We start from the raw sequence: 19,966 nt of genomic DNA, 5'->3' as shown, positions 1-19,966 counted from the left end.
TCCAGACGATCGACGCGACGAATCGAATCGCCCCGCTAATCGCCGGGTTGACGCACGCGGTCGTGGTGGGCAGGTCCGGCTTGAAGTCGAACTTCCTTTTACTATACTTTTTAACGACTTCGCGCCTGAATTATCGAATTTGATATCTCGCGATTTGCAAGGATTACATTCGATAGACCAGCGATCGCTGCAATGAAGTTCGAGTTAATGAATCTGCGAGTAGCTGGACGATCACTTTTCACGTCAATCGCGTGAATGCTCGGAGCTTTCATCCACCGCACGGAGGTTCGAATATGAATAATCGCTTTGTTGCGCAACTCGTCGCCTTGTCGTTTGCCGGTATGTCCGCGCTCGCGATTGCGGCTGGGCCCATGAAGGACCAGGGCGGCGGCCAGATGGCCGGTACGGGCCGTCAGCAGGTGATGCCGACGATTCCGCACCGTGACTGGCATAAAGGTCAACGTGTGCCGGCCGAATACCGTAACTACAACTTCATGATGGACGACTGGCGCGGACATGGCCTCAATGCGCCGCCGCGCGGGCACAAATGGCTGGGTGTCAATGGCGACTATGTGCTCGTAACGACGAACAACTGGACCATTTCAGACATTGTCGCCGGAACGCAGTAATGCTTCCTCGTGGTGCCCGGGCTATCCGGCGACCAGTTTTAGCGCCGGAACCTGGGCCATTCATCGACACGACATGATTTCGTCATTTTCGCGTCGATTTAATGCTGCGTGTCGTATAGCCGGTCGGGAACGAACAATGCAGTCACGCCGCTCAAAAAGAACACCGCGCCGACCACGAGAAAGCCAAGTCCGATCGAGAACTGCGTCGCGATAAAACCGATGACGATCGGCGCCGCCCCCGAACAGAAGCGCCCGAGATTATACGAGCCGCCCACCGCGGTGCCGCGCACCGACGTCGCAAAACTCTCCGACATGAATGTGCCGATCGTGCCGAGTGGCACGCCGTACAGAAAGCCGAAGACAAGCATCAGCGTGGAAATGTTGTCGTGGGTGTGCCAGAAAATGATCACGGGCAGAAAGAGTGCCGCACCGATACAGCCGAGCACGTACACGCCGCGCCGGCTCCAGCGGTCACCGAGCCAGCCCGCGAAGATCTTGCCGATGAAGGCGACCACGTATGTGCCGATCATATAGCCGGTCAGCGAGCTGAACTTGATGTGCAATTCCTTCTCGAGATACGTCGGCAGCCAGTTGTTCAGGCCGTAAAAGCCGGACAGCACGAAGGTCGACGCGAAGGTCCACAGGATGAACATCGTGCGCGCCTGGCGGTCGCGGAAAATCTGCGCGTAGCGATTGTCGGCGAGCCGCGTTTTGCTCGCACGGTCGGCAGCCCGGCTCGCGAGCCATGCCGCCGGTTCGGGCACCGCGAACTTGATCACGAATGCGAGCAGCACCGGCACGGCAGACACGTAGTACAGCGTGCGCCAGCCGTACTGCGGCAGGATCCAGTTGCTGAGTGCGATCACGACGATATAGCCGGCCGAAATGCCGGTTTGCAGCATGCCGAGTACCAGCGAGCGCCGTTCGGTCGGCACATATTCGGCTACGAGCGTGGTGACCAGCACCATGCAGCCAATGCCGAGCGAACTGATAAAGCGCACCGCCGCGAATTCGACGAAGCTGTGCGTGAACCCGAGCATCCCCGCGCCGAGCGAGAACAGCGCGAGCGCCCATGCGATGACCCGCACGCGGCCGAGACGATCGCTCGCCCAGCCGCCGACAATGCCGCCGATCGCCATGCCGAGCAAGGTCAGACTGCCGAGCGCGCCCGCTTCGACATTGGTCAGCCCGAAGTCGTCCTTGATGCGCGACAGGGTGAGGCCGTACATCATCACGTCGGCGCCATCGGCGATCAGCGCGAGGTAGGCGAGCACGAAGACCAGCACCCAGCGGCCTTGCGAGACGGCGGAATGGGTCACCGCTCGATAGTTTTGCAGGTCGGATGGTGTTTTCATGACCGGGCGGCGCAAGCGGGGGATGCCGTATTCTGCTTGAGCAGAGCGGGGACAAGGAAGGCGCCGATCAGGAGGCCTATGCTTTCATGACGGCTGGTGTACCAGCCTTCCTTGTGGGTCAGGTTCATCGTACCGATGCACACGCCATCATAGGCGATCGGAATGTTGAGGATCGAGCCGAGACCGATACCCGTCATCACCGCATGATCGTCGAAGGCCTCGCGAATGCCTTGCGACGTGGCGGCACGAAACGGCTTCAGATCCTGAAGTATCTGTCGCGCCCACGCGGTGCCTTGCTTCTTTTTGCGGCCGCCCAGTGGATAGATGTCCGGCAGGTTCGTGTAGACCCGTTCGACCTCGTGACGCCGCGCATCGTAGGACATGATCGTGAACAGGCTTAGGCCTATCGCCTTTGCCGCCACCGCGTGAACCGCGCGGAACAGCTCGAGCGGTTGGTTCTTCAGGCGCATCGCCAGCGCGAGACGCTCGAGGTCTGCGATATCCAGCATCTGCGTATCGTGCGGTGCGGGTTCGGTCAGGTTGCCTTGCATCATTTGCATCGCGTTTGCATCGGAAAGTGTGAAAAGTCGCAGTGCGTTTAGCCGTGCATGCGGGTGGAGTTCAGCTGGCCTCGCGCGTCGCGAGCCGGTTCGAGTTCGCTCGCCTCGATATCTTCGAGCGAGCGGTTGCGCGTTTCGATGCCGAGGAAGAACACCACGCATGCGCCGATCACCAGCACCGTCGTGGTCATCGCGAATACACCGAGGAAACCGGACAGCGGATAAACGAGGCCGACGAGGATCGGCGCGCTGACCGAGCCGATGCGGCCGAACGATGACGACGAGCCCGTGCCCGTCGTGCGTACCGCGGTGGGAAACACTTCCGGCGTGTAAGCGTAGACGCCGGCGAACGCGCCGTTCATGAAGAACGACAGCGCGATGCCCGCGGTCATGATCTGTATGCCGGTGTGAGAAAACGCGAGCGTGATCGCGGCGATGCCGCCGAACAGCATGTAGGAAGCGACCACCGCCTTGCGGCCGATCTTTTCGTTGAGCCACGCCGCCGAGAAGTAACCGGGAATCTGCGCGCCATAGATTGCAATCGAATAGCCGAAGCTCTTCGTCATCGTCAGCCCTTCCTTGACGAGCAGGCTCGGGATCCACGCGAAGAACGAGTAGTACGCGAACGCGACCGAGAACCACATCAGCCAGCTGACCGCGGTCGTGCGCGCGAGTCGCGGCGACCACAGCGTGAGCACGTTGCGCCACGCGTTGCCGCGCGCCGGCGTCGAGGCCGGCGTGGGCAGCGCGTGTAGCGCGTGGTTCGCAGTCACGGGCGCAAGCGCAATGCCGCGCTCGACGAACGCCGCTTCGATGCGGCCGACGATGCCGTTCGCTTCGGCCGCGCGGCCCTGGCTTTCGAGCCAGCGCGGCGATTCCGGCAGCGTCCGGCGCCACCACAGCAGCATCACGACGGGCAGCGACGTGATCACGGCCAGATAGCGCCAGCCGTCGACGAAGTTGCGCACCACCGCGAAGCCGAGAATCGACGAGGTCAGATAGCCGAACGACATGAAGCCGACCAGCGCGCCGCAGAAAATGCCGCGATAGCGGCGCGGCACGAACTCGGCGAGAAACGGCGCGATCACGACCGTCTCCGCGCCCGAACCGAAGCCCGCGACGACGCGCAGCGCGAAGAACGTGTGCCAGTCGTGCGCGGTCGCGCTCGCGAGAGACGCGACGCAATAGATGGCGAGCGCGCTCATCATGATGCGGCGCCGGCCGATCACGTCGGCGAGCACACCCGACAGGAACGCGCCGAAAAAGTAGCCGATATAGGTGCTGCTCGCGACGAGCCCGGTCTCAGCGCTCGTCAATTGCCACAGCTTGCTGACGACCGGCAGCAGGAACGCGAGCGACGACGAATCGAGCCCGTCGAACATGTACCCGAGCCCGCCGATCAGCAGCAGTCTGCGGTGAAAGCTCGACAGGGGAAGTCTTTCAAGACGGGCGGCGACGGCGGACACGGCAACTTCTCCTGAAGGAAATGGCGCGGCGAGGCCGCGCGTTCTGCGCTGATGGATGCTTCGAGCCGCTTATCGGCCGATTGCGTAGGCCTGCATCTGACGCGGTGTAGCGGCGCCTCGCATCAAACCGTTGCGGATCGCGACCGCGCAGACCCGGCCGAGCGCCCACGGTTCCGCGACGGTGAGGTCGTGGCCCCGCGCGTGCAGTTCGGCGATCGTGCTGTCCGGAAAACGCGACTCGGCCGACATCTTGCCGAGCTGCATCGCGCGCGGATAGAACGAGCCGGGGAAGTGCGCGGTCTGGAACGAGGGCGCATCGGCGGCGGCCTGGAAGTTCATGCCGCCATGCACGTGCTTGAGGAACAGCTGCAGCGACCACTGATCCTGCTGGTCGCCACCCGGCGTGCCGAAGGCCGCGTACGGTTTGCCGTCGCGCGTGACGAGCGTCGGCGACAGCGTGGTGCGCGGCCGGCGGCCCGGGCCGAGTGACGAAGGCAGGCCTTCTTCCATCCAGAACATCTGCGCGCGCGTGGTGACGTTGAAGCCAAGCCCCGGCACCGCCGGCGACGCCTGCAGCCAGCCGCCCGACGGCGTAGCCGACACCATGTTGCCCCAGCGGTCGACCACGTCGAGATGCACGGTATCGCCGCGCAATTCGGGCAGCGGCGCGAACGTCGGCTCACCCTGGCCAAAGCCGCCGGCCTGCTCGCGCCCGGCATTCGCGACGATGCGCGCGGCGCGCTGCTCGCTGTCGCCGAGCAGCCCGGGGCGGAATTCGAACGACGCGCGGCGCGGATCGATGAGGCGGCGCCGGTCGTCGTTGTACGCGTCGCTGAGCAGCACGTCCATCGGCACATGCGAAAACGCCGGGTCGCCGTAGAACACTTCGCGATCGGCGAATGCGAGCTTCGAGCACTCGATCACCGTGTGCACGAAATCGGGCCCGAGGGGGTCCATCGCGCCGAGATCGAAACCCTTCAGCAGCGCGAGCTGTTGCAGGAACATCGGGCCCTGGCCCCACGGGCCGGTTTTGTGCACGCGCATGCCCGCGTAGTCGTAAGACACCGGGTCTTCGTAGGTTGGCTCCCAGCGCGCGAGATCGCCCGCATCGAGCAGACCGCTATTGCGCAGGCCCGAGGTGTCGAGCACGGCGGTCGAACGGAAGTACTGGTCGATCGCGTCGGCGACGAAGCCGCGATAGAAGACATCACGCGCGCGTTCGCACTGCTCGGCGCGATCGCTGCGCGTATTCGCCTCGCGCAGGATGCGCTTGTAGGTTTCGGCGATCGCGGGATTCGCGAACAACTGGTTCGGCATCGGCGCCTCGCCGTTGCGCAGCCATTGCTCGGCCGAGGTCGTCCATTCGGTGCGGAAGAAGTCCTGAATCGCGAGAATCGACGATGCCATGCGTGGCAGCACCGGATAGCCGTTTTCCGCGTAGCCGATCGCATAGCTCAGCACTTCTTCGAGCGGCAACTGGCCATAGTCGCGCAGCAGCGCCATCCACGCGCCGAATGCGCCCGGCACGACCGCGGGCAGCAGGCCCGTGCCCGGCACCACGTCGAGCCCCATCTTGCGCATCCGCTCGATCGTCATGCGCGCGGGCGTCACGCCTTGTCCGCACAGCACGCGCACGCGTTCTTCGCGCGCGCTGTAGAACACCACCGGCAGCTCGCCACCCGGACCGTTCAGATGCGGCTCGACGATCTGCAGGACGAAGCCGGCTGCTGCGGCGGCGTCGAACGCATTGCCGCCTTTTTCGAGGACCGCCATCGCCGATGCGCTCGCGAGCCAGTGCGTCGAGGCCACCATGCCGAAGGTGCCGATCAGTTCTGGACGGGTTGTAAACGACATGCGCGACTCCTTGGCGACGACGGTCCGAATGGAAGAACCAATATGGAGTGGTTCAATTGGAGAAAATGAAAGCGTAAAACTAACGAAGCCGGGTTGCACCCGGTGTTAACCATCAATATGCGACCCAGTATAGCGAATCAAAAATCACCCGGGTGCTGCTATGTCATGCCGCCGCGATTCTGGTATCGTTGGGACCAATACAAATTGGTTCAGTGGATAACATGGACAAACCGGTACTGGATGCGCTGCTCGACTACATCGCCGATCATCAGTTGAAGGACGGCGACGCGCTGCCGCCCGAACGAAAGCTCGCCGAGGAACTGGACGTGAGCCGCCGCGAGCTGCGCGCGGCGCTCGCTTCGCTCGAGGCGTCGGGGCGCGTGTGGCGCGGCGTCGGCCGCGGCACCTATCTGGGCGCGCGGCCGCTGAAGTTTGCGCCGACGCTGCGCGGCTTGCGCGCCGGCACCAGTCCCGCGGATATCGCCGAAATGCGGCTGCTGTTCGAGCCGGCGCTGGCCGCGCTGGCCGCGACGAAAGCGAGTGGCGACGACCTGCAGGAACTGGAGAAATGCGCACGCAAAAATGCCGCCGCGAAAAACGACGACGAGTGGCAGCAATGGGATCATCGCTTTCATTTGCTGATCGGACATGCCACGCGTAATCCCGCGTTGATTGCGTTGATGGAGGTGATCAACGGTATGCGGGTGAAGCCGGAGGTGCGCGAGAAAACGTCCGCGCAGGAGACGCGGCAGTTTTTCGCGCAACAGCATCAGGCGATCGTCAATGCGCTGAAAGCGCGCGATGCGGATGCGGCCGCGCAATGCATGCGCGAGCATCTGCTGAGCGTGCAGTGGCGTGCGTCGGCGAAGACCGATGGTGCGGCGGCGCGGCGGGCGTGAGGTTGCCGTGGTGCCGCGCGTCGGTCAGGATGGCGGCGCTTTACTGCGCGAGCTTCCGGTTCAGCCGGCGCATGCCGTCGAAGACCGCATCGGCCACGTCCAGCGGAAAGGCGGCGGGCAGTTGCGACGAGACTGCGTCGATCACCGTCTCCGTTTGCGCGGCCAACTGATCGATCAGCGTATCGACGTCCGCGGCGGAAAAACCGACGCGCTGTCCTTCGGCCACCCAATGCCGGCGCTGGATCTGATTGAGCAGGTAGTGGACGTTCTTGCCGCGAACCGCCATCGCCAGTTTCACTTTTTGCGCCGCGAGGCGCCCCGCGCCGCTGCCGATGATCGGATGCGCGGACAGCACGTCATAAAGCGGCGTGGATTCGTAGCGATTGCCGGGCAGATGCGCAATGCTGAAGTTCTTCGCGTGGCCATCGGTCGCGGCGAGCAGCCAGAAAACCAGCTGCGTCGCGAAGAAGTTGCGCCGGTCCGTCGTCGCGCGCGTGGACCTCGCGAGTATCTCCATGATCGCCTCGATGCCCGGACCGCCATCGGACTCGTACTTGTGCAGCGCCGACGTGCCAGTGGCCTGGCACATGTCCTCTTGCGGCAGACGCACGATCCACGTGGCGTCGCTCGACAAACGGCGATCGAAGCGCTCGACGATCAATACCTTCTGCTCATCGAATCGCGCGATTTCGCAACGCGCGACGGGCAGCCCGTAGGCCGCGACGATCTGCGAGCACAGCCATTCGTTTTCCACCGACGTGCGCATATCGGCGCGCATGTTGCCGACGAGCCCGAGCGGCAGCTTGAAGATGTGCGTGGTCGGCGTGCTGCCTTCGGGCAGCAGCCAGCGATTGCGATGACGGAGCAGCGCGGTTTTTTCCTGCGCGCCGGCGATCGACAGACGCAGGTCTTCGAGCGGATCGTGCTGCCCGAGCGGCGGCGCTGTCGTCGTGCCGCGTAGCAACGCCGCGATGTCGCTGTCGCTGAGTTCGCGACCGTGGATGCTCGTCAGATCGCTCGGCTCTTCGTCCGGCGACAGCAGTTGCAATGCGCCGACGCAGTCGCGTCCGAGCGCGGTGAGCAACGCAAACGGCGCGGCGCTGCCGGTCCGGTAGCGCGCGGCGATGCGGCGCCGGATCGGTTCGCTGTCGGGCAGCAGGTTGTCGAAATAGTCGGCGACGATCTGGCCGCGATACGCCTGATTGCCCGGTGTGAACGGCAGCGACAGCGATAGCGGTCGTCCTTGCGGATCGTCGATCCATTCGTCGGCATAGCTCAGACGTTCGCCGCTGCGTGTCGTTTCCCAGGCGCCGACCCGCAGGCCGTTCATCCACAGATTCAGACGGTTCGGTGTGCTGCGCGCCATGCTTACCAGTCCTCCCGTTTCTTGCTGGTGCTGGCCGCTTTGGTTGCCTTGGCGGGTTTGACCGCTTTGGGCTTTTGCGCCGACGGTCCCGGTTTGAGCGGCACGCGCGTGGCGCGTTTAGCGTTGCTTTTTGCGTCGACCGGCGCTCCGGCGGCCGGCGTTCCGCTCCCGGCGCGGCGGGAGCGGTTCGGCGCCGGCGCGGCGTCTTCCACGGCCATGCTTTGCGTCGATCCGCTCTGCGCGAGCTTCAGATCGACCTGCAAGACCCGCAACACCCTGAAGAGCCGTTCGACGCTGACGGTCGCCGGATTCGCTTCGAGTTGCGCGTAGGTCTGTTGCGTGACCCCGAGATGCGCGGCCATCGCGGCCTGAGTGAGGCCGGCGGCCTTCCTGAAGCCCTGCAGGATCGGTCTGAGCTGGCTCAGTGTCTTGATGGCGTAGTCCACGGTCGATCTCCGGTTCGGCTGCGGCGGCGTAACAGCCCAAAACCTGTAAATAACAGATACAGTCTATACTCTGTATTTAGCAAATACAAGCTAGAGACTGTTAATGACGAGCACGAACGCAATTGAAACGGCGTCCCGTCACGCTACTCATCACGCAACTAACGGTCAACCGCGCACCGCCACCCCCTTCGCTGCTGCGCAGCCCCTCCGCCGCAGGCAACATGTGATCCACCGAAAATAAAGATGATCGACAAACGCATTCATAAAATCGCATCTGTTTTCACTGCTGGTTGGTGCTGCCACCAGAAGAAGCAACGCCTCGACCAGAAATAGATAAATCCGAATCGTTTTCGATTGACGATCTAATCAGGAAGCCGAACATTCAGGCAAAACAAAAGCTGTTTTTTCGCATCGCGTGGCTAGAACACTGAATGGCCGTCGATAACGAATCGCTAGCAATATCACGGGCGCTCAAATCGAGCGCAGGATAACTGACGAGTGTTGACGCGCATTGCATCGTATCCTTTCGCTCGGTGAATGAAATTTGACACAAATGTCACGCGCCGCGCATCGAGCGGAAACGGGCTTGGAAATTACAGAAAAGGCTGTAGACTCTATAGCGTGTATTACGCGGCGAGGCCAACACGAGTCCAATCGTTGCGCGCCTACAGCATGTGTGCAAATCACTCCAATCCGCCATGAGATTTTCCGCCATCAAGGTGTCTATTCGCTGATACGACCCAACGCCAATAGAAGCCGAACCGGCGAACCACGCCGACCGGTGAACCTGAAAGGAGATTCGACGAGACACACAGACCATTCTTCCAAATAACGCGATCGACGCCGCCGGATGCGGTCGCCGGCGGGCCGCTGGAGAACATAACTTCTTTGGAGTATGTGATGGCAAGCAAACCACAATGGCGAACGCTGTTATCTCTGACTTTTCTATCGCTGGCAATGATGGGCAACGTGGCGCGTGCGGAGAGCATTCCAATTGTCACAGGCCAGCAATGGATGCAGTCGACCGATGAGCAGAAGAAAGCGTATCTGGTCGGCATCTCGAATTTGATCGACGTCGAGCGCGCCTATGCCGGCAACATGGCGAACAGCAATGACATCGCACAGCGCTTCGGCAAGGGCATGCAAGGCCAGACACTGGACAGCGTGCGTCAAGGCCTCGACGGCTACTACGCCGCCAATCCCACGATGATCCAACACCCGGTGATCGAGACCCTCTGGTTTCAGATGGTCATGCCCGGCCTGAAGAAAAATCAGTAAGGAGAACGATCATGAAACGACTTGGGTGGATCGTCAGTATTGGCGCACTGGCTGCGATGATCGGTTGCACGGACATGAGCCCGCAGACGCAGGGAACGGTGAGCGGCGCGGCACTTGGCGCGGGCGCCGGTGCGGGCATCGCGGCGATCTCCGGCGGCGATGCGTGGACCGGCGCGATCATCGGCGGCGCGGCGGGCGGCGTGGCCGGCAATATCCGCGGCCGTCAGTAATTACCGGCGAGCAGGAAAGGCTGGGGCGCGACCTGGGTCACGTCCCGGCTTCGTTACTGAAGCGCACGGCCCGATCAGGCCTTGATCAGGCATTCCACGGCCGTCGAGTGAAGCGATTTCCGAGGCGTCGCTGAAGGACCGTTCTTCCATGGGGCACCTCTCACTTCCCCGCGACGCCGTATGCATTCCGTGCCATTTTCCTCACGTCGAATGTCAAGTAGCGAAGCGAATGGGGCGAATTCATTCGCGCTCGCGACATCGCGCATCCCCAGTTCGTCATGAAAATAATCCGTTCATACTCGAGCCGCTGTCGACGTCGCGTTGCCCGCCCGGCCGACAAAGTTTGAACCGATGATTAAAAGCCCTTAGGATATCCACATCGGAAGCCGCCGCGATGGCGGCATGCGCACACCACGCAGAGAGCAGCCTGCGCGCGGTGCAACCTTCATCTCATCAAGAGAACACGAATGCTGCGCACGTCACTGAAGGTAATAAAGATAAGTGCATGGGTTCTGGTGCTGCTGGCGGTGCTCGCATTGGGGCTACGCGCGTGGTATTCGCAGCGCGGGCCGGAGCTGTCGGTATGGCACACCTATGTGCCGCGCGAAATGACCGTCGAGGAAATGGACACCGCCGACTGGAACGCATACATCAAAGCGGAAAATCGGATTTTCGACGACGTGCGCGTCAATGTCGTCGAAAAGCTGCGGCCGTCCGAGCGCATTCCGGCGAACCGCTATTACGAGGGCTCGCCGATTTTTCCGTGGCATTTCGCCGAAAACTGGAATCACTCGTACATTCTCGAGCCGTCGGGGCCACCCGTCGGCGCGGTCGTGCTGCTGCACGGCATGACGGATGCGCCGTACAGCATGCGGCATATCGCGCGTCGATATCGTGATCGCGGTTTCGTCGCAATCGGCATCCGCTTACCAGGACATGGCACGGTGCCGGCGGGGCTCGTGGACGTGCACTGGCAGGACTGGACCGCGGCCACTCGGCTCGCGGTGCGTGAAGCGCGCCGTCGCGTGGGGCCGGACAAGCCGATCGAGCTGGTCGGGTTTTCGAACGGCGGCGCGCTCGCACTGCAATATGCGCTCGATGCGATCGAGAATCCCGCGCTCGCGCGTCCGACGCGCGTCGTGCTGATCTCGCCGATGATCGGCGTCACGCGTTACGCACGCTTTGCCGGTCTCGCCGGATTACCCGCGGTGCTGCCGGCCTTCGCGCGCGCCGCGTGGCTCGGCATCGTGCCGGAGTTCAACCCGTTCAAGTACAACTCGTTTCCTGTGAATGGCGCGCGACAGTCCTTTCTCCTCACGAGCGTGATTCAGGAACAGATTGCGCGGCTCGAGCGCGAGAACCGGCTCGATAAGTTGCCGCCTATCCTGACGTTCCAGTCGGTGACGGATTTCACGGTCAGCACGCCAGCGGTGATGTCGGCGCTCTACGACAAGCTGCCTGAGAACGGCAGCGAGGTCGTGCTGTTCGACGTGAACCGCAGCGTGCGCTTCAGGACCTTCCTGCGCTCCGCGTCGTACACGGCGCTCTCGCGCCTACTGCGCATCGGTCCGCAGAACTATCGCACGACGGTGATCGCCAACGTGTCGCCGGATTCAGCGCATACTGTCGAGCGCAGCGTTTATGCGGGCGAAGTGCAAACGCGTGTCAAGCCGCTGGATATCGACTATCCGCAGGATATTTTCTCGTTGTCGCACGTCGCGATTCCATTCCCGATCACCGACGCGCTGTACGGCATCGCGCCGGACGATTCGGAGAACTTCAACGAGAACCTCGGCACGCTCGCGCCGCGCGGCGAACGCGGCACACTGATTCTGACGCTCGATTCGATGTTCCGCATCGCGTCGAATCCGTTCTTCCCGTATCTGCTGCAGCGTATCGACGAAGGCATCGGCAAGATGCCGCCGCCGGTCGTCAAGTCACCGCCGCGCACGCATGAAACCGCCGACGGTTCGCCCGACGATTTCCCCGAAAATCTGAATGCGCTCGAGCAGGTCGGCTCGGACGAGCCTTGAAATCTTGATGCTTTGAATCAAGCTGACGGCAATTGCACTGCCACCCTCGTGAGATGTGACCAGACGGACCGCACCTTCCGCGGGCCGCCTGCTTTTCGGCTCGAAGATCGACGTTACGGCTGATACGACGAATCGACGATCGTCCACAGCGCCGCTTTCGGCTGCAGGTTCGCATCGAACGGCAGCGGCAGGTTGTTGCGCGGCACCGGCGTCGACGTCAGCCACGTGTGCTTGTCCGAATAGCCCCAGAACGTGACCGCCTTGATGCTCGGCTCCTGTTCGAACAGAGTGAACACGGCGCGATAACGCTCGGCCTGCGCGCGCATGATGTCGTTCGGCACTGGATGCCCGAGGTCCGGCAGACATGCATGCGGATCGCTCCAGCATTCACCGGGATCGGCATAGAGACTCACGTCGAGCTCGGTCACCTGGTTTTCGAGGCCGAGCGCGGCGACGTCGTCGAACGCCTGCTTGATGTTCGGCAGCGGCGGCCAATTTACGCTGATATGCATCTGATGCCCGACACCGTCGATCGGCACGCCCTGCGCGCGCAAATCGCGAATCACCGCGAGCAGCTTTGCGCGCTTGCCCGGATCGTCGGTGTTGTACTCGTTGATATAGAGCTTCACGTTCGGGTCCGCCGCGCGCGCCGCGCGGAAGGCGATCGCGATGTAGTCCTTGCCGAGCGTCCGATACCACGGACTATCTTCGCGATACACCTGATGCGGATCGTCGCTGATTACTTCGTTGACTACGTCCCACGCGTAGACCTTGCCTCGGAAATGTGTGACGACGTCGGTTACATATCGATCGAGCCGCTTCGCGACGATGTCGTGATAGAGCGGATCTTTCGGATCGCCGGCGAAGAACCAGTCCGGCGCCTCGGTCCAGTCGCCGGCCTTGAAGTGCCACACGAGCGTGTGCCCGCGCACCGCAATGCCGTGCGCTTGCGCGAACGCGACGATCCTGTCGGCCGGTTCGAAGTTGTACTTGCCTTCCGCGACGCCGATCGTGCCCGGCTTCATCTTGTTCTCGGCGGTCAGGCTCGAGAACTGGGCGGCGACCAGCGCCGCGTCGGCGGGACTGTCGATTGAATCAGGTTCAATCGCCGCGCCGACCTTGAAGTGCGCGGCCATCACACTGCGCAATGACGGCAGCGCCTCAGCGGGCGCCGCGGCGAGCGGCTGGCCGTCATGAGCGACGGCGGCCTGGTTGTGCGCGCAGCCTGCGGTTGCGAGCGCGCAAACGGCGACGGCTGCGCAGAGCATGCGCATTGAAGTCCTCAAAGGACGCACTCCTAGTCTCCTTGTGACGGAATGCCGGTTCGGATGTCTTCTCTAACTATGTTCATCGTTACCGGTAACAGCGGGAAATGTTAAGCAGCCTCTGTCAGCCCCGCTATGAGGGATTTACCTGACATATCGACGAGACATGGATGGTGAATCAGCGTTGAGTCGACCGGCTTGACACGGCGTGGGTTGAAAGCGCTTTCAGATGGGGATTGCACGGAACCGCCGCGCGGCTAACGGCGCGAAACAGGGCGCCAGTCACTGAATCCCAACTGGCGAGACAGGAAAACCGAATCCGTTCAACGCGCGGGTCTGCTTCAATCGTCGTCCGCGCCGCGATTCAGTTTGATTTCAATGCCCGTTCAGCGAGCCAGCGTCGGGCGAGAGCCGGTTGTCCACCGAGGTGACACCCGGTACCGACATCGCACTCTGCTCGGCACGCGCGACATGGTCCCGCTCTGGCACCCATCCGACCAGCGTGATCCGCCCCGAGTGGGCAAAGACGAACACATGTGACATCCCGACTCCGCTGTGCGCCTCCGCGATCCGCACGCTATGGGCGAGTTGTTGGTCGGTGGCTTGCGAATCCTGGGCATGGGCCGCCGGCGCTATTGCGCTTGAAATCAGCAGCGCGAGTGTAGAAACAAGGGCTGTTTTCACAATACCTCCTTAGAGTGCCAAGGTGTGCCGGCAAAATCCGCCGGCAAATCTTCCGGTTCGACTCGATGCGAGGCGTCGGAAGTGCACTGGACAAAATCCTCATTCCACTGCATGCGTCGCGGTTATCGCGGTTGCGCGCCGAGGTTTTGCCAGTCGGGGCGATGGGCGGTCGTGCCGTCGCCCGCAGAAAAGTTGCAAGGGCAGCGTGTTCGAGCGGGACGTCGCACGTGCGGCGTGGCGGGGGAACAGCGAGAGCCGGGGATGGAAGCTGGTTGGAGCGTTCGTATTGGAGCGCGAGAGCCAGACGGATGAGCTGACAATCCCGCACTCAGCCTGCTACGCGGCTGAGCCCGGCTCGTTGCCCGACATCGTATGCATTGATGATAGTCGCTAATGTCCACCACTGCTGGCGGCTCCTGCGCCAGTTCGTCAAGCCCAAACCGGCAATGCAAGCGAGACGGCTCGTTGCATCTTCGCAACATCAAGCGCGAAATTTTGCTTGCGTTCGAGCGTGTTTTCCTTGTTAAGCAAGCGCTGAGCGACGCGCGAGACGGATTCGCCCATCGTTTCGGTGCATGAGTTCAAACGGATTTCCGACGCTTGTGACCATCACGTAATGGTCACAAAGCAGGGCGCTACTGCGGGATCATCCGGCGCGCAACTGTTATCGATAACAGCGTTTTCCCTGAGCAGTTAGTTTGATGCGCGGCGCAAGGCCATCCCTATAATCGCCTCGAAATGTGAAGCGAATAAGTAGCGAACATTTCGGCAAGAGGGAAAACGTGTGAGAACGCGTGCGTCCTGTGCGGCTTGGAGACGCCAAAATATATATATAAGGATATCTAAATGAAGAAGAAGCTTATTGCTGTGTCGGTGATGGCAGCCGCGACGACGGTGGCCCATGCGCAGAGCAGCGTCACGTTGTACGGCCGTATCGACAACGGCATCCAGTTTGAAACCGGCCTCCCGGGCGGCCACGCGTGGTCAGCGCAAAGCGGCGATTGGGGTTGCTCGTGGTTCGGCCTGCAGGGCGCCGAAGATATCGGCGGCGGCACGAAGACGGTCTTCCAGCTCGAAGGACAGCTCAACACGATGACCGGTGCATCGGCCGGCAATCTGTTCGGCCGCCACGCGACGGTGGGCCTGACGAACGACCACTGGGGTTTGTTCAAGATCGGTAACCTCGGCGCCGGCGAACTTTCGCAGGACAGCTGGGGCACCGACCCGCAGGTGATGCAGCGCTACGCGATCTCGACACTGGTGCGCGGTCGCAACTGGGCGAGCACCAGCAACGGCGCGGAGTACAACTCTCCGGTGCTGCTCGGCGGCCTCGTGCTGAAGGGCCAGTATTCGCTGACCAACAACACGAGCTGGAACTCGGCGCCTGTCAACTCGGCTGGCGTGCCGACCGGCCAGGGTCGTACGAACGCGGTCGAAGGTGTGTACACGTGGGGCAACGGCGACGTCCGCGTGATCTATGACGAAGTGCGCGGCGCCAACGGCTCGTTCAACAACGTCTACTCTGCTTCGCGGATGGCCCTTGTCGGCGGCACGTACGTGCTAGGTCCGGTCAAGCTGTACGCGGGCTACCAGCACCTGAGCGCGCCTGACGCGACCAACGCGAGCGTGGGCGTAACCGATGCGTCGCAGCCTCTCGGCGTGAGCGCGCCGACCAGTGTGAACCACGAATGGGTCGGCGCTGCATGGCAGGTCACGTCGCCCACGCTGTTGACGGCTGCGGTCTACCACGCGAACGCGAACAACGGCAACGGCAATGGAACGCTGTTCACGCTCGCCGCAACCTACGCGCTGTCCAAGCGCACGTTCCTGTACACGGAAGCCGGCTACGTGCACAACAGCTCGACGTCGAACCTGAACCTCGGCAACGGGCCGTACGGCAACAACAACTTCGATGCGGTGACGGGCACGTCGTCGAACAGCAACCCGAACTATGGTCATAGCCAGACCGGCGTGTTCGCCGGGATCATGACCTCGTTCTGAGTTGAGGTTGCCTGATCAGCAATCGCAGTGATCTCTTTGTTTCAAGGACTGTTTATTTCTCTTTCATAGAGAGGCCGGTGCGACGCCTCCTCCACCCTCGTCGCATCGGCTGCTTTTTCTTTTTTTCGAATTCATCACCGGACGTAGTGCGCCTCTTCATATCTGAGAGCGCTTTCATCACAGGATTCAGGCAGAACTCATGACCCACGACGGCTCCAACGATAAACCCGGCGCGCCCAAGGTATCCGACGTACCCGCTGCGCCCAACGTGACGCTCGAAGCCATCGCGCGCGCGGCTGGTGTTTCTCCGAGCACCGTATCGCGGATCCTGAACGGTTCTGCGCGCGTGCTTCCCGCCAAGCAGCAGGCGGTGGAAGCGGCGATCGCGCGTTTCAACTATCGGCCGAACGTGCTCGCGCGCAGTCTCGCGAGCGGGCGGACCGAAACGATCGGCGTATTGACGCAGGCGGTGTCGAGCCCGTTTTACGCCGAGTGGCTGCGCGGCATCGAGGAGTCGTTGTACGAACCGGGCTTTACGCCGATCTTCGTGAGCAGCCGCTGGAACATCGACGACGAAAAGGCGCGCCTCGAGCAGTTCATCGCGCGGCGCGTCGATGGAATCATCTTGCTGCACGCGCAACTCGATGAGTCGACGTTGACCGACTACTCGCGGCACGCGCCAATGCTCGTACTCGGCCGCTCGGTACAAAACAGCGCGACGCTCGCTGGCCTGCCGATCGACAACATGCAGGGCGCACGCGACGCGACCCATCATCTGATCGAGCAAGGCCATCGCGAGATCGCCTTCATCGCCGGGCCGGCAAGTCACGAGGATGCGATCGAGCGCCTCGTCGGCTACCGGACCGCGCTCGAGGAAGCGGGCATCGGCTTCGATGCCGATCTCGTCGAGCAGGGCGATTACCTCGAAACGGGCGGCGTCGCAGCGATGGAGCGCCTGATGGCGCGCCATCCATCGTTCAGCGCGGTATTCTGCGCAAACGATCAAACCGCGTACGGCGCGCGCCTCGCGATGTTCCGCCGCGGCGTGCGGGTGCCCGACGACGTGTCGCTGGTCGGCTTCGACGATTTGCCGACATCGTCGTACATGACGCCGCCTTTGACGACAGTCCGCCAGCCGACTTACGAAATCGGCCGCCTCGCCGCACAGGGCATCGTGCAGATGATCCGCAAGCAGTCGATCGCGCTAAGCCCGATTCCGCTCACGCTCGTGACGCGTGAAACCACGCGGCGAATCACGCCGCCGGTAAAACGGGGGGATACGCCTACGTAGCGGCTGTTTTTTCGCCTCAACGTGAAAGCGCTTTCAGGTATCGGCAGTCAAGCAGAAATTCAGCAGCGCATTCAGCGCCAGGCAAAGCAGCACCGAGCAAAGCAGCAACAAAGACAACAGGGGAAGTAGGTCGCAGCAACCGGGTATTCATCGAATGCAATTCAAACAGGGTTCTTCAGGAGACGAGTAATGAAATTCCGCTTTTCAGGCTCTGCCGCCGCCGTTCTGCTCAGCCTGGCCGCAGTCGGCGCGCACGCCAACACCACGTTGACGGTCGCGGTCTTTCCGAAGCTGGATCAGGAAATCAAGGACGCGCTTCCGGCGTGGAAGAAGCTGCATCCGGACGTCGACATCAAGGTCTCGTCGCTCGCGATCGCCGATCACCACAACGCAATGACCACCGCACTCGCGACGAGCTCCAATCTGCCCGACGTGATGGCGGTCGAGGTCGGCTTTATCGGCCGCTTCGCCTCGGGCGGCGGTCTCGAAGATCTGTCGAAGGCGCCGTATAACGCGGGCCAGTACAAGAGCCAGTTCATCAACTACACGTTCGCGCAGGCGACCACGCAGGACGGCACGATCGTCGGCATGCCGGCCGATATCGGTCCGGGCACGCTGTTCTATCGCAAGGACCTTCTCGACAAGGCGGGCGTGACCGAAGCCGACCTGACGAACTCGTGGGACTCGTACCTGGCGGCGGGCGTGAAGATCAAGAAGGCGACGGGTGCGTACCTGATGGCATCGTCGCGCGATATCGAGGACATCTACATTCGCGCCGACCTGAAGGAAGGCGATGGCGTGTACTTCGACAAGGCCGGCAATCCGGTCGTCACGTCGCCGCGTTTCGTGAAGGCGTTCGAGCTCGCGAAGAAAGCACGCGACCTCGGTCTCGACGCGAAGATCACGCCCTGGTCGAACGAATGGGCCGAAAGCTTCAAGCGCGGGACCGTCTCGACGCAGATGATGGGCGCGTGGCTCGGTGGCCACCTGTCGTCGTGGATCGCCCCGGACACGAAGGGTCTGTGGCGCGCGGCCAATCTGCCGAACAACGCGTACGCATCGTTCGGCGGCACGTTCTACTCGATCCCGGCGAAGGCGACGCAAAAGCCGATGTCGTGGGAATTCATCAAGTTCCTGACGACGCGCCAGGACACGCAGCTCGCATCGTTCCGTTCGATCGACGCATTCCCCGCGCTGCTCGCCGCGCAGAACGATACGTTCTTCGCGGAGCCGGTTGCATTCCTCGGCAACGAGAAAGCGCGTCTGATCTGGCGTGACGCAGCCTCCCACATCCCGGCGATCCAGCGTAGCAAGTACGACCAGGTCGCCGAGGAAGCGGTGCACTCGGCGCTCGACAAGGTCGTCGACGACGACGCAGACGTGCATACGGCGCTCCAGGAAGCGCAGGACCAGATCGCGCATCGGGTGCGCCGTTAAGCGGTATCGATGCAAGGTCGCGGCACGCTGCGTGCCGCGACCGAAGTGTGTCGCAGTGCGCTGCAAGTCTGCTGCAAACAGCGTGGCCGGTCATCGATCCCGGCTACGCCCGACTGGACGGAACCATTGATGAACACCCCGCTGCCCACGACCCCAGAGGTCGCCCGCGATGCGCGCGCGAGCGACGTGCTGAGCTCGCCCGCGCCGTTCGCCGCGCCGCGCAGAACTTCGCGGCTCGATCCGGTGAAAGTCGCACCCTACCTGTTTCTCGGGCCATTTTTCCTGCTGTTCGCGCTATTCATGGCGTTCCCGCTGCTGTTTTCGCTGTATCTGTCGTTCCAGAGCTGGGACGCGACGGCGGGGCTCGCGAGCATGAAGTGGGTGGGTCTGTCGAACTTCACGTTCACGCTGACCGACCCGTGGTACTGGAAGTCGCTGTACAACACCGCGTCGATGGCGATCATGTCCGGCGTGCCGCAGCATCTGGTGGCGCTGCCGCTCGCGTTCTTTCTGCAAACCGCGTTTCGCCGCTGGCGCAACCTGGTGGTCGGCCTGTACTTCCTGCCGTTCATCACGTCGAGCGTCGCGATCGCGCTGATCTTCTCGTCGCTGTATTCGACCGACTTCGGCATGATCAACCTCGCGATCGCCGAGCTCGGCAAGCTGCCCGGCCTGCACTGGATCGTCCCTGCGCATCCGATCGAGTGGCTCTATAACCCGAAGAACGTCAAGCCGGCGGTGTCGGTGGTGATCTTCTGGCGCTATGTTGGCTGGAACACGGTGCTGTATCTGTCGGCGCTGCAAACCATTCCGCAGGACCTTTACGAGGCCGCGCGCATCGACGGCGCGAACGGCTGGCAACAGTTCACCCGCATCACGATTCCGCTGATCAAGCCGATGATTTTCTTCGCGGTCACGCTGTCGATCATCGGTGGGCTGCAACTGTTCGAAGAGCCGTTCATCCTGCTGCCGAACGAAGGCATGGGTACCAGCCAGTCCGGTCTGACCACGGCCGTCTATATGTATCGCACCGCGTTCCACGACGGCGATTTCGGCACTGCGAGTTCGATCGCATGGCTGCTGTTCATTTCGATCGGCGCGTTGATGTGGTTGAACACGCGGATCTTTCACCGCAGCGGCATGAACGAGGAGACACAGCGATGAAATCGTCG

Annotated in this window: 18 protein-coding genes; 9 read left to right on the top strand and 9 right to left on the bottom strand. The window is 62.3% G+C overall.

Going from position 1 to position 19,966, the window contains the following annotated elements; translation table 11 throughout:
- The first annotated feature begins 293 nt into the window (after positions 1–293).
- Entirely contained in the window at positions 294–629 is a 336-nt protein-coding gene (locus tag OKW37_RS38750) for an RcnB family protein (protein ID WP_184061758.1), read from the top strand.
- A gap of 98 nt (positions 630–727) precedes the next feature.
- Here the strand turns inward: OKW37_RS38750 and OKW37_RS38745 are convergent, their stop codons facing one another.
- From OKW37_RS38745 to OKW37_RS38730, 4 genes are all read right to left on the bottom strand, one after another.
- A complete protein-coding gene (locus tag OKW37_RS38745) occupies positions 728–1,984 on the bottom strand; it encodes an MFS transporter (RefSeq protein WP_429402075.1) in 1,257 nt (418 codons plus the stop codon).
- Positions 1,981–2,544, bottom strand: coding sequence for a GAF domain-containing protein (locus OKW37_RS38740; RefSeq protein ID WP_429402077.1), 564 nt, complete (start codon positions 2,542–2,544; stop codon positions 1,981–1,983). Before OKW37_RS38740 ends, OKW37_RS38745 begins: the two co-directional genes overlap by 4 nt.
- Positions 2,545–2,582: 38 nt before the next feature.
- The gene (locus tag OKW37_RS38735) at positions 2,583–4,010 is read right to left on the bottom strand and encodes an MFS transporter (protein WP_184023600.1); all 1,428 of its coding nucleotides are present in this window, start codon (positions 4,008–4,010) and stop codon (positions 2,583–2,585) included.
- Between the two features lie 69 nt (positions 4,011–4,079).
- On the bottom strand, positions 4,080–5,864 hold the full coding sequence (locus OKW37_RS38730; RefSeq protein ID WP_429402080.1) for a gamma-glutamyltransferase family protein: 1,785 nt from the start codon (positions 5,862–5,864) through the stop codon (positions 4,080–4,082).
- A 221-nt stretch (positions 5,865–6,085) separates the two neighbouring features.
- On the opposite strand from OKW37_RS38730, the gene OKW37_RS38725 reads away from it, so the two are divergent.
- Positions 6,086–6,763 carry a FadR/GntR family transcriptional regulator gene (locus OKW37_RS38725; protein ID WP_184045149.1) on the top strand — a complete coding sequence of 226 codons (678 nt, stop codon included), beginning with the start codon at positions 6,086–6,088 and terminating at the stop codon, positions 6,761–6,763.
- A gap of 40 nt (positions 6,764–6,803) precedes the next feature.
- On the opposite strand, the gene OKW37_RS38720 is transcribed toward OKW37_RS38725, so the two are convergent.
- Entirely contained in the window at positions 6,804–8,129 is a 1,326-nt protein-coding gene (locus OKW37_RS38720) for a type II toxin-antitoxin system HipA family toxin (protein ID WP_429402082.1), read from the bottom strand.
- A 2-nt stretch (positions 8,130–8,131) separates the two neighbouring features.
- The gene (locus OKW37_RS38715; protein WP_429402084.1) at positions 8,132–8,575 is read right to left on the bottom strand and encodes a helix-turn-helix domain-containing protein; all 444 of its coding nucleotides are present in this window, start codon (positions 8,573–8,575) and stop codon (positions 8,132–8,134) included.
- A gap of 900 nt (positions 8,576–9,475) precedes the next feature.
- On the opposite strand from OKW37_RS38715, the gene OKW37_RS38710 reads away from it, so the two are divergent.
- From OKW37_RS38710 to OKW37_RS38700, 3 genes are all read left to right on the top strand, one after another.
- Complete coding sequence (locus OKW37_RS38710) at positions 9,476–9,853, top strand: hypothetical protein (RefSeq protein ID WP_090810644.1); 378 nt, start codon at positions 9,476–9,478, stop codon at positions 9,851–9,853.
- A gap of 11 nt (positions 9,854–9,864) precedes the next feature.
- The gene (locus OKW37_RS38705) at positions 9,865–10,083 is read left to right on the top strand and encodes a YMGG-like glycine zipper-containing protein (RefSeq protein ID WP_018422694.1); all 219 of its coding nucleotides are present in this window, start codon (positions 9,865–9,867) and stop codon (positions 10,081–10,083) included.
- A 467-nt stretch (positions 10,084–10,550) separates the two neighbouring features.
- The gene (locus tag OKW37_RS38700; protein WP_429402086.1) at positions 10,551–12,116 is read left to right on the top strand and encodes an alpha/beta hydrolase; all 1,566 of its coding nucleotides are present in this window, start codon (positions 10,551–10,553) and stop codon (positions 12,114–12,116) included.
- A gap of 113 nt (positions 12,117–12,229) precedes the next feature.
- Here the strand turns inward: OKW37_RS38700 and OKW37_RS38695 are convergent, their stop codons facing one another.
- The 3 genes from OKW37_RS38695 to OKW37_RS38685 form a co-directional block, all read right to left on the bottom strand.
- Positions 12,230–13,390 carry an endo-1,4-beta-xylanase gene (locus OKW37_RS38695; RefSeq protein ID WP_429402088.1) on the bottom strand — a complete coding sequence of 387 codons (1,161 nt, stop codon included), beginning with the start codon at positions 13,388–13,390 and terminating at the stop codon, positions 12,230–12,232.
- A gap of 366 nt (positions 13,391–13,756) precedes the next feature.
- Complete coding sequence (locus tag OKW37_RS38690) at positions 13,757–14,065, bottom strand: BON domain-containing protein (protein WP_429402091.1); 309 nt, start codon at positions 14,063–14,065, stop codon at positions 13,757–13,759.
- A gap of 429 nt (positions 14,066–14,494) precedes the next feature.
- Positions 14,495–14,629 carry a hypothetical protein gene (locus tag OKW37_RS38685; RefSeq protein ID WP_260321232.1) on the bottom strand — a complete coding sequence of 45 codons (135 nt, stop codon included), beginning with the start codon at positions 14,627–14,629 and terminating at the stop codon, positions 14,495–14,497.
- A gap of 282 nt (positions 14,630–14,911) precedes the next feature.
- Here OKW37_RS38685 and OKW37_RS38680 point away from each other — a divergent pair, with 282 nt between their 5' ends.
- From OKW37_RS38680 to OKW37_RS38665, 4 genes are all read left to right on the top strand, one after another.
- Positions 14,912–16,066 (top strand): porin, encoded by a 1,155-nt coding sequence (locus tag OKW37_RS38680; protein ID WP_187613297.1) that lies wholly within the window; start codon positions 14,912–14,914, stop codon positions 16,064–16,066.
- A 199-nt stretch (positions 16,067–16,265) separates the two neighbouring features.
- Complete coding sequence (locus OKW37_RS38675; RefSeq protein ID WP_429402094.1) at positions 16,266–17,357, top strand: LacI family DNA-binding transcriptional regulator; 1,092 nt, start codon at positions 16,266–16,268, stop codon at positions 17,355–17,357.
- Between the two features lie 189 nt (positions 17,358–17,546).
- Positions 17,547–18,794 carry an ABC transporter substrate-binding protein gene (locus tag OKW37_RS38670; RefSeq protein ID WP_429402096.1) on the top strand — a complete coding sequence of 416 codons (1,248 nt, stop codon included), beginning with the start codon at positions 17,547–17,549 and terminating at the stop codon, positions 18,792–18,794.
- 129 nt (positions 18,795–18,923) lie between these two features.
- The gene (locus OKW37_RS38665) at positions 18,924–19,958 is read left to right on the top strand and encodes a carbohydrate ABC transporter permease (RefSeq protein ID WP_429402098.1); all 1,035 of its coding nucleotides are present in this window, start codon (positions 18,924–18,926) and stop codon (positions 19,956–19,958) included.
- The last annotated feature ends 8 nt before the right edge of the window (positions 19,959–19,966 follow it).

The organism is Paraburkholderia sp. MM5482-R2 (assembly GCF_050436125.1).
GTDB lineage: Bacteria > Pseudomonadota > Gammaproteobacteria > Burkholderiales > Burkholderiaceae > Paraburkholderia > Paraburkholderia tuberum.
Note: the sequence above shows the minus strand (reverse complement) of the source record. Positions and strands in the feature narration are given on the sequence as shown.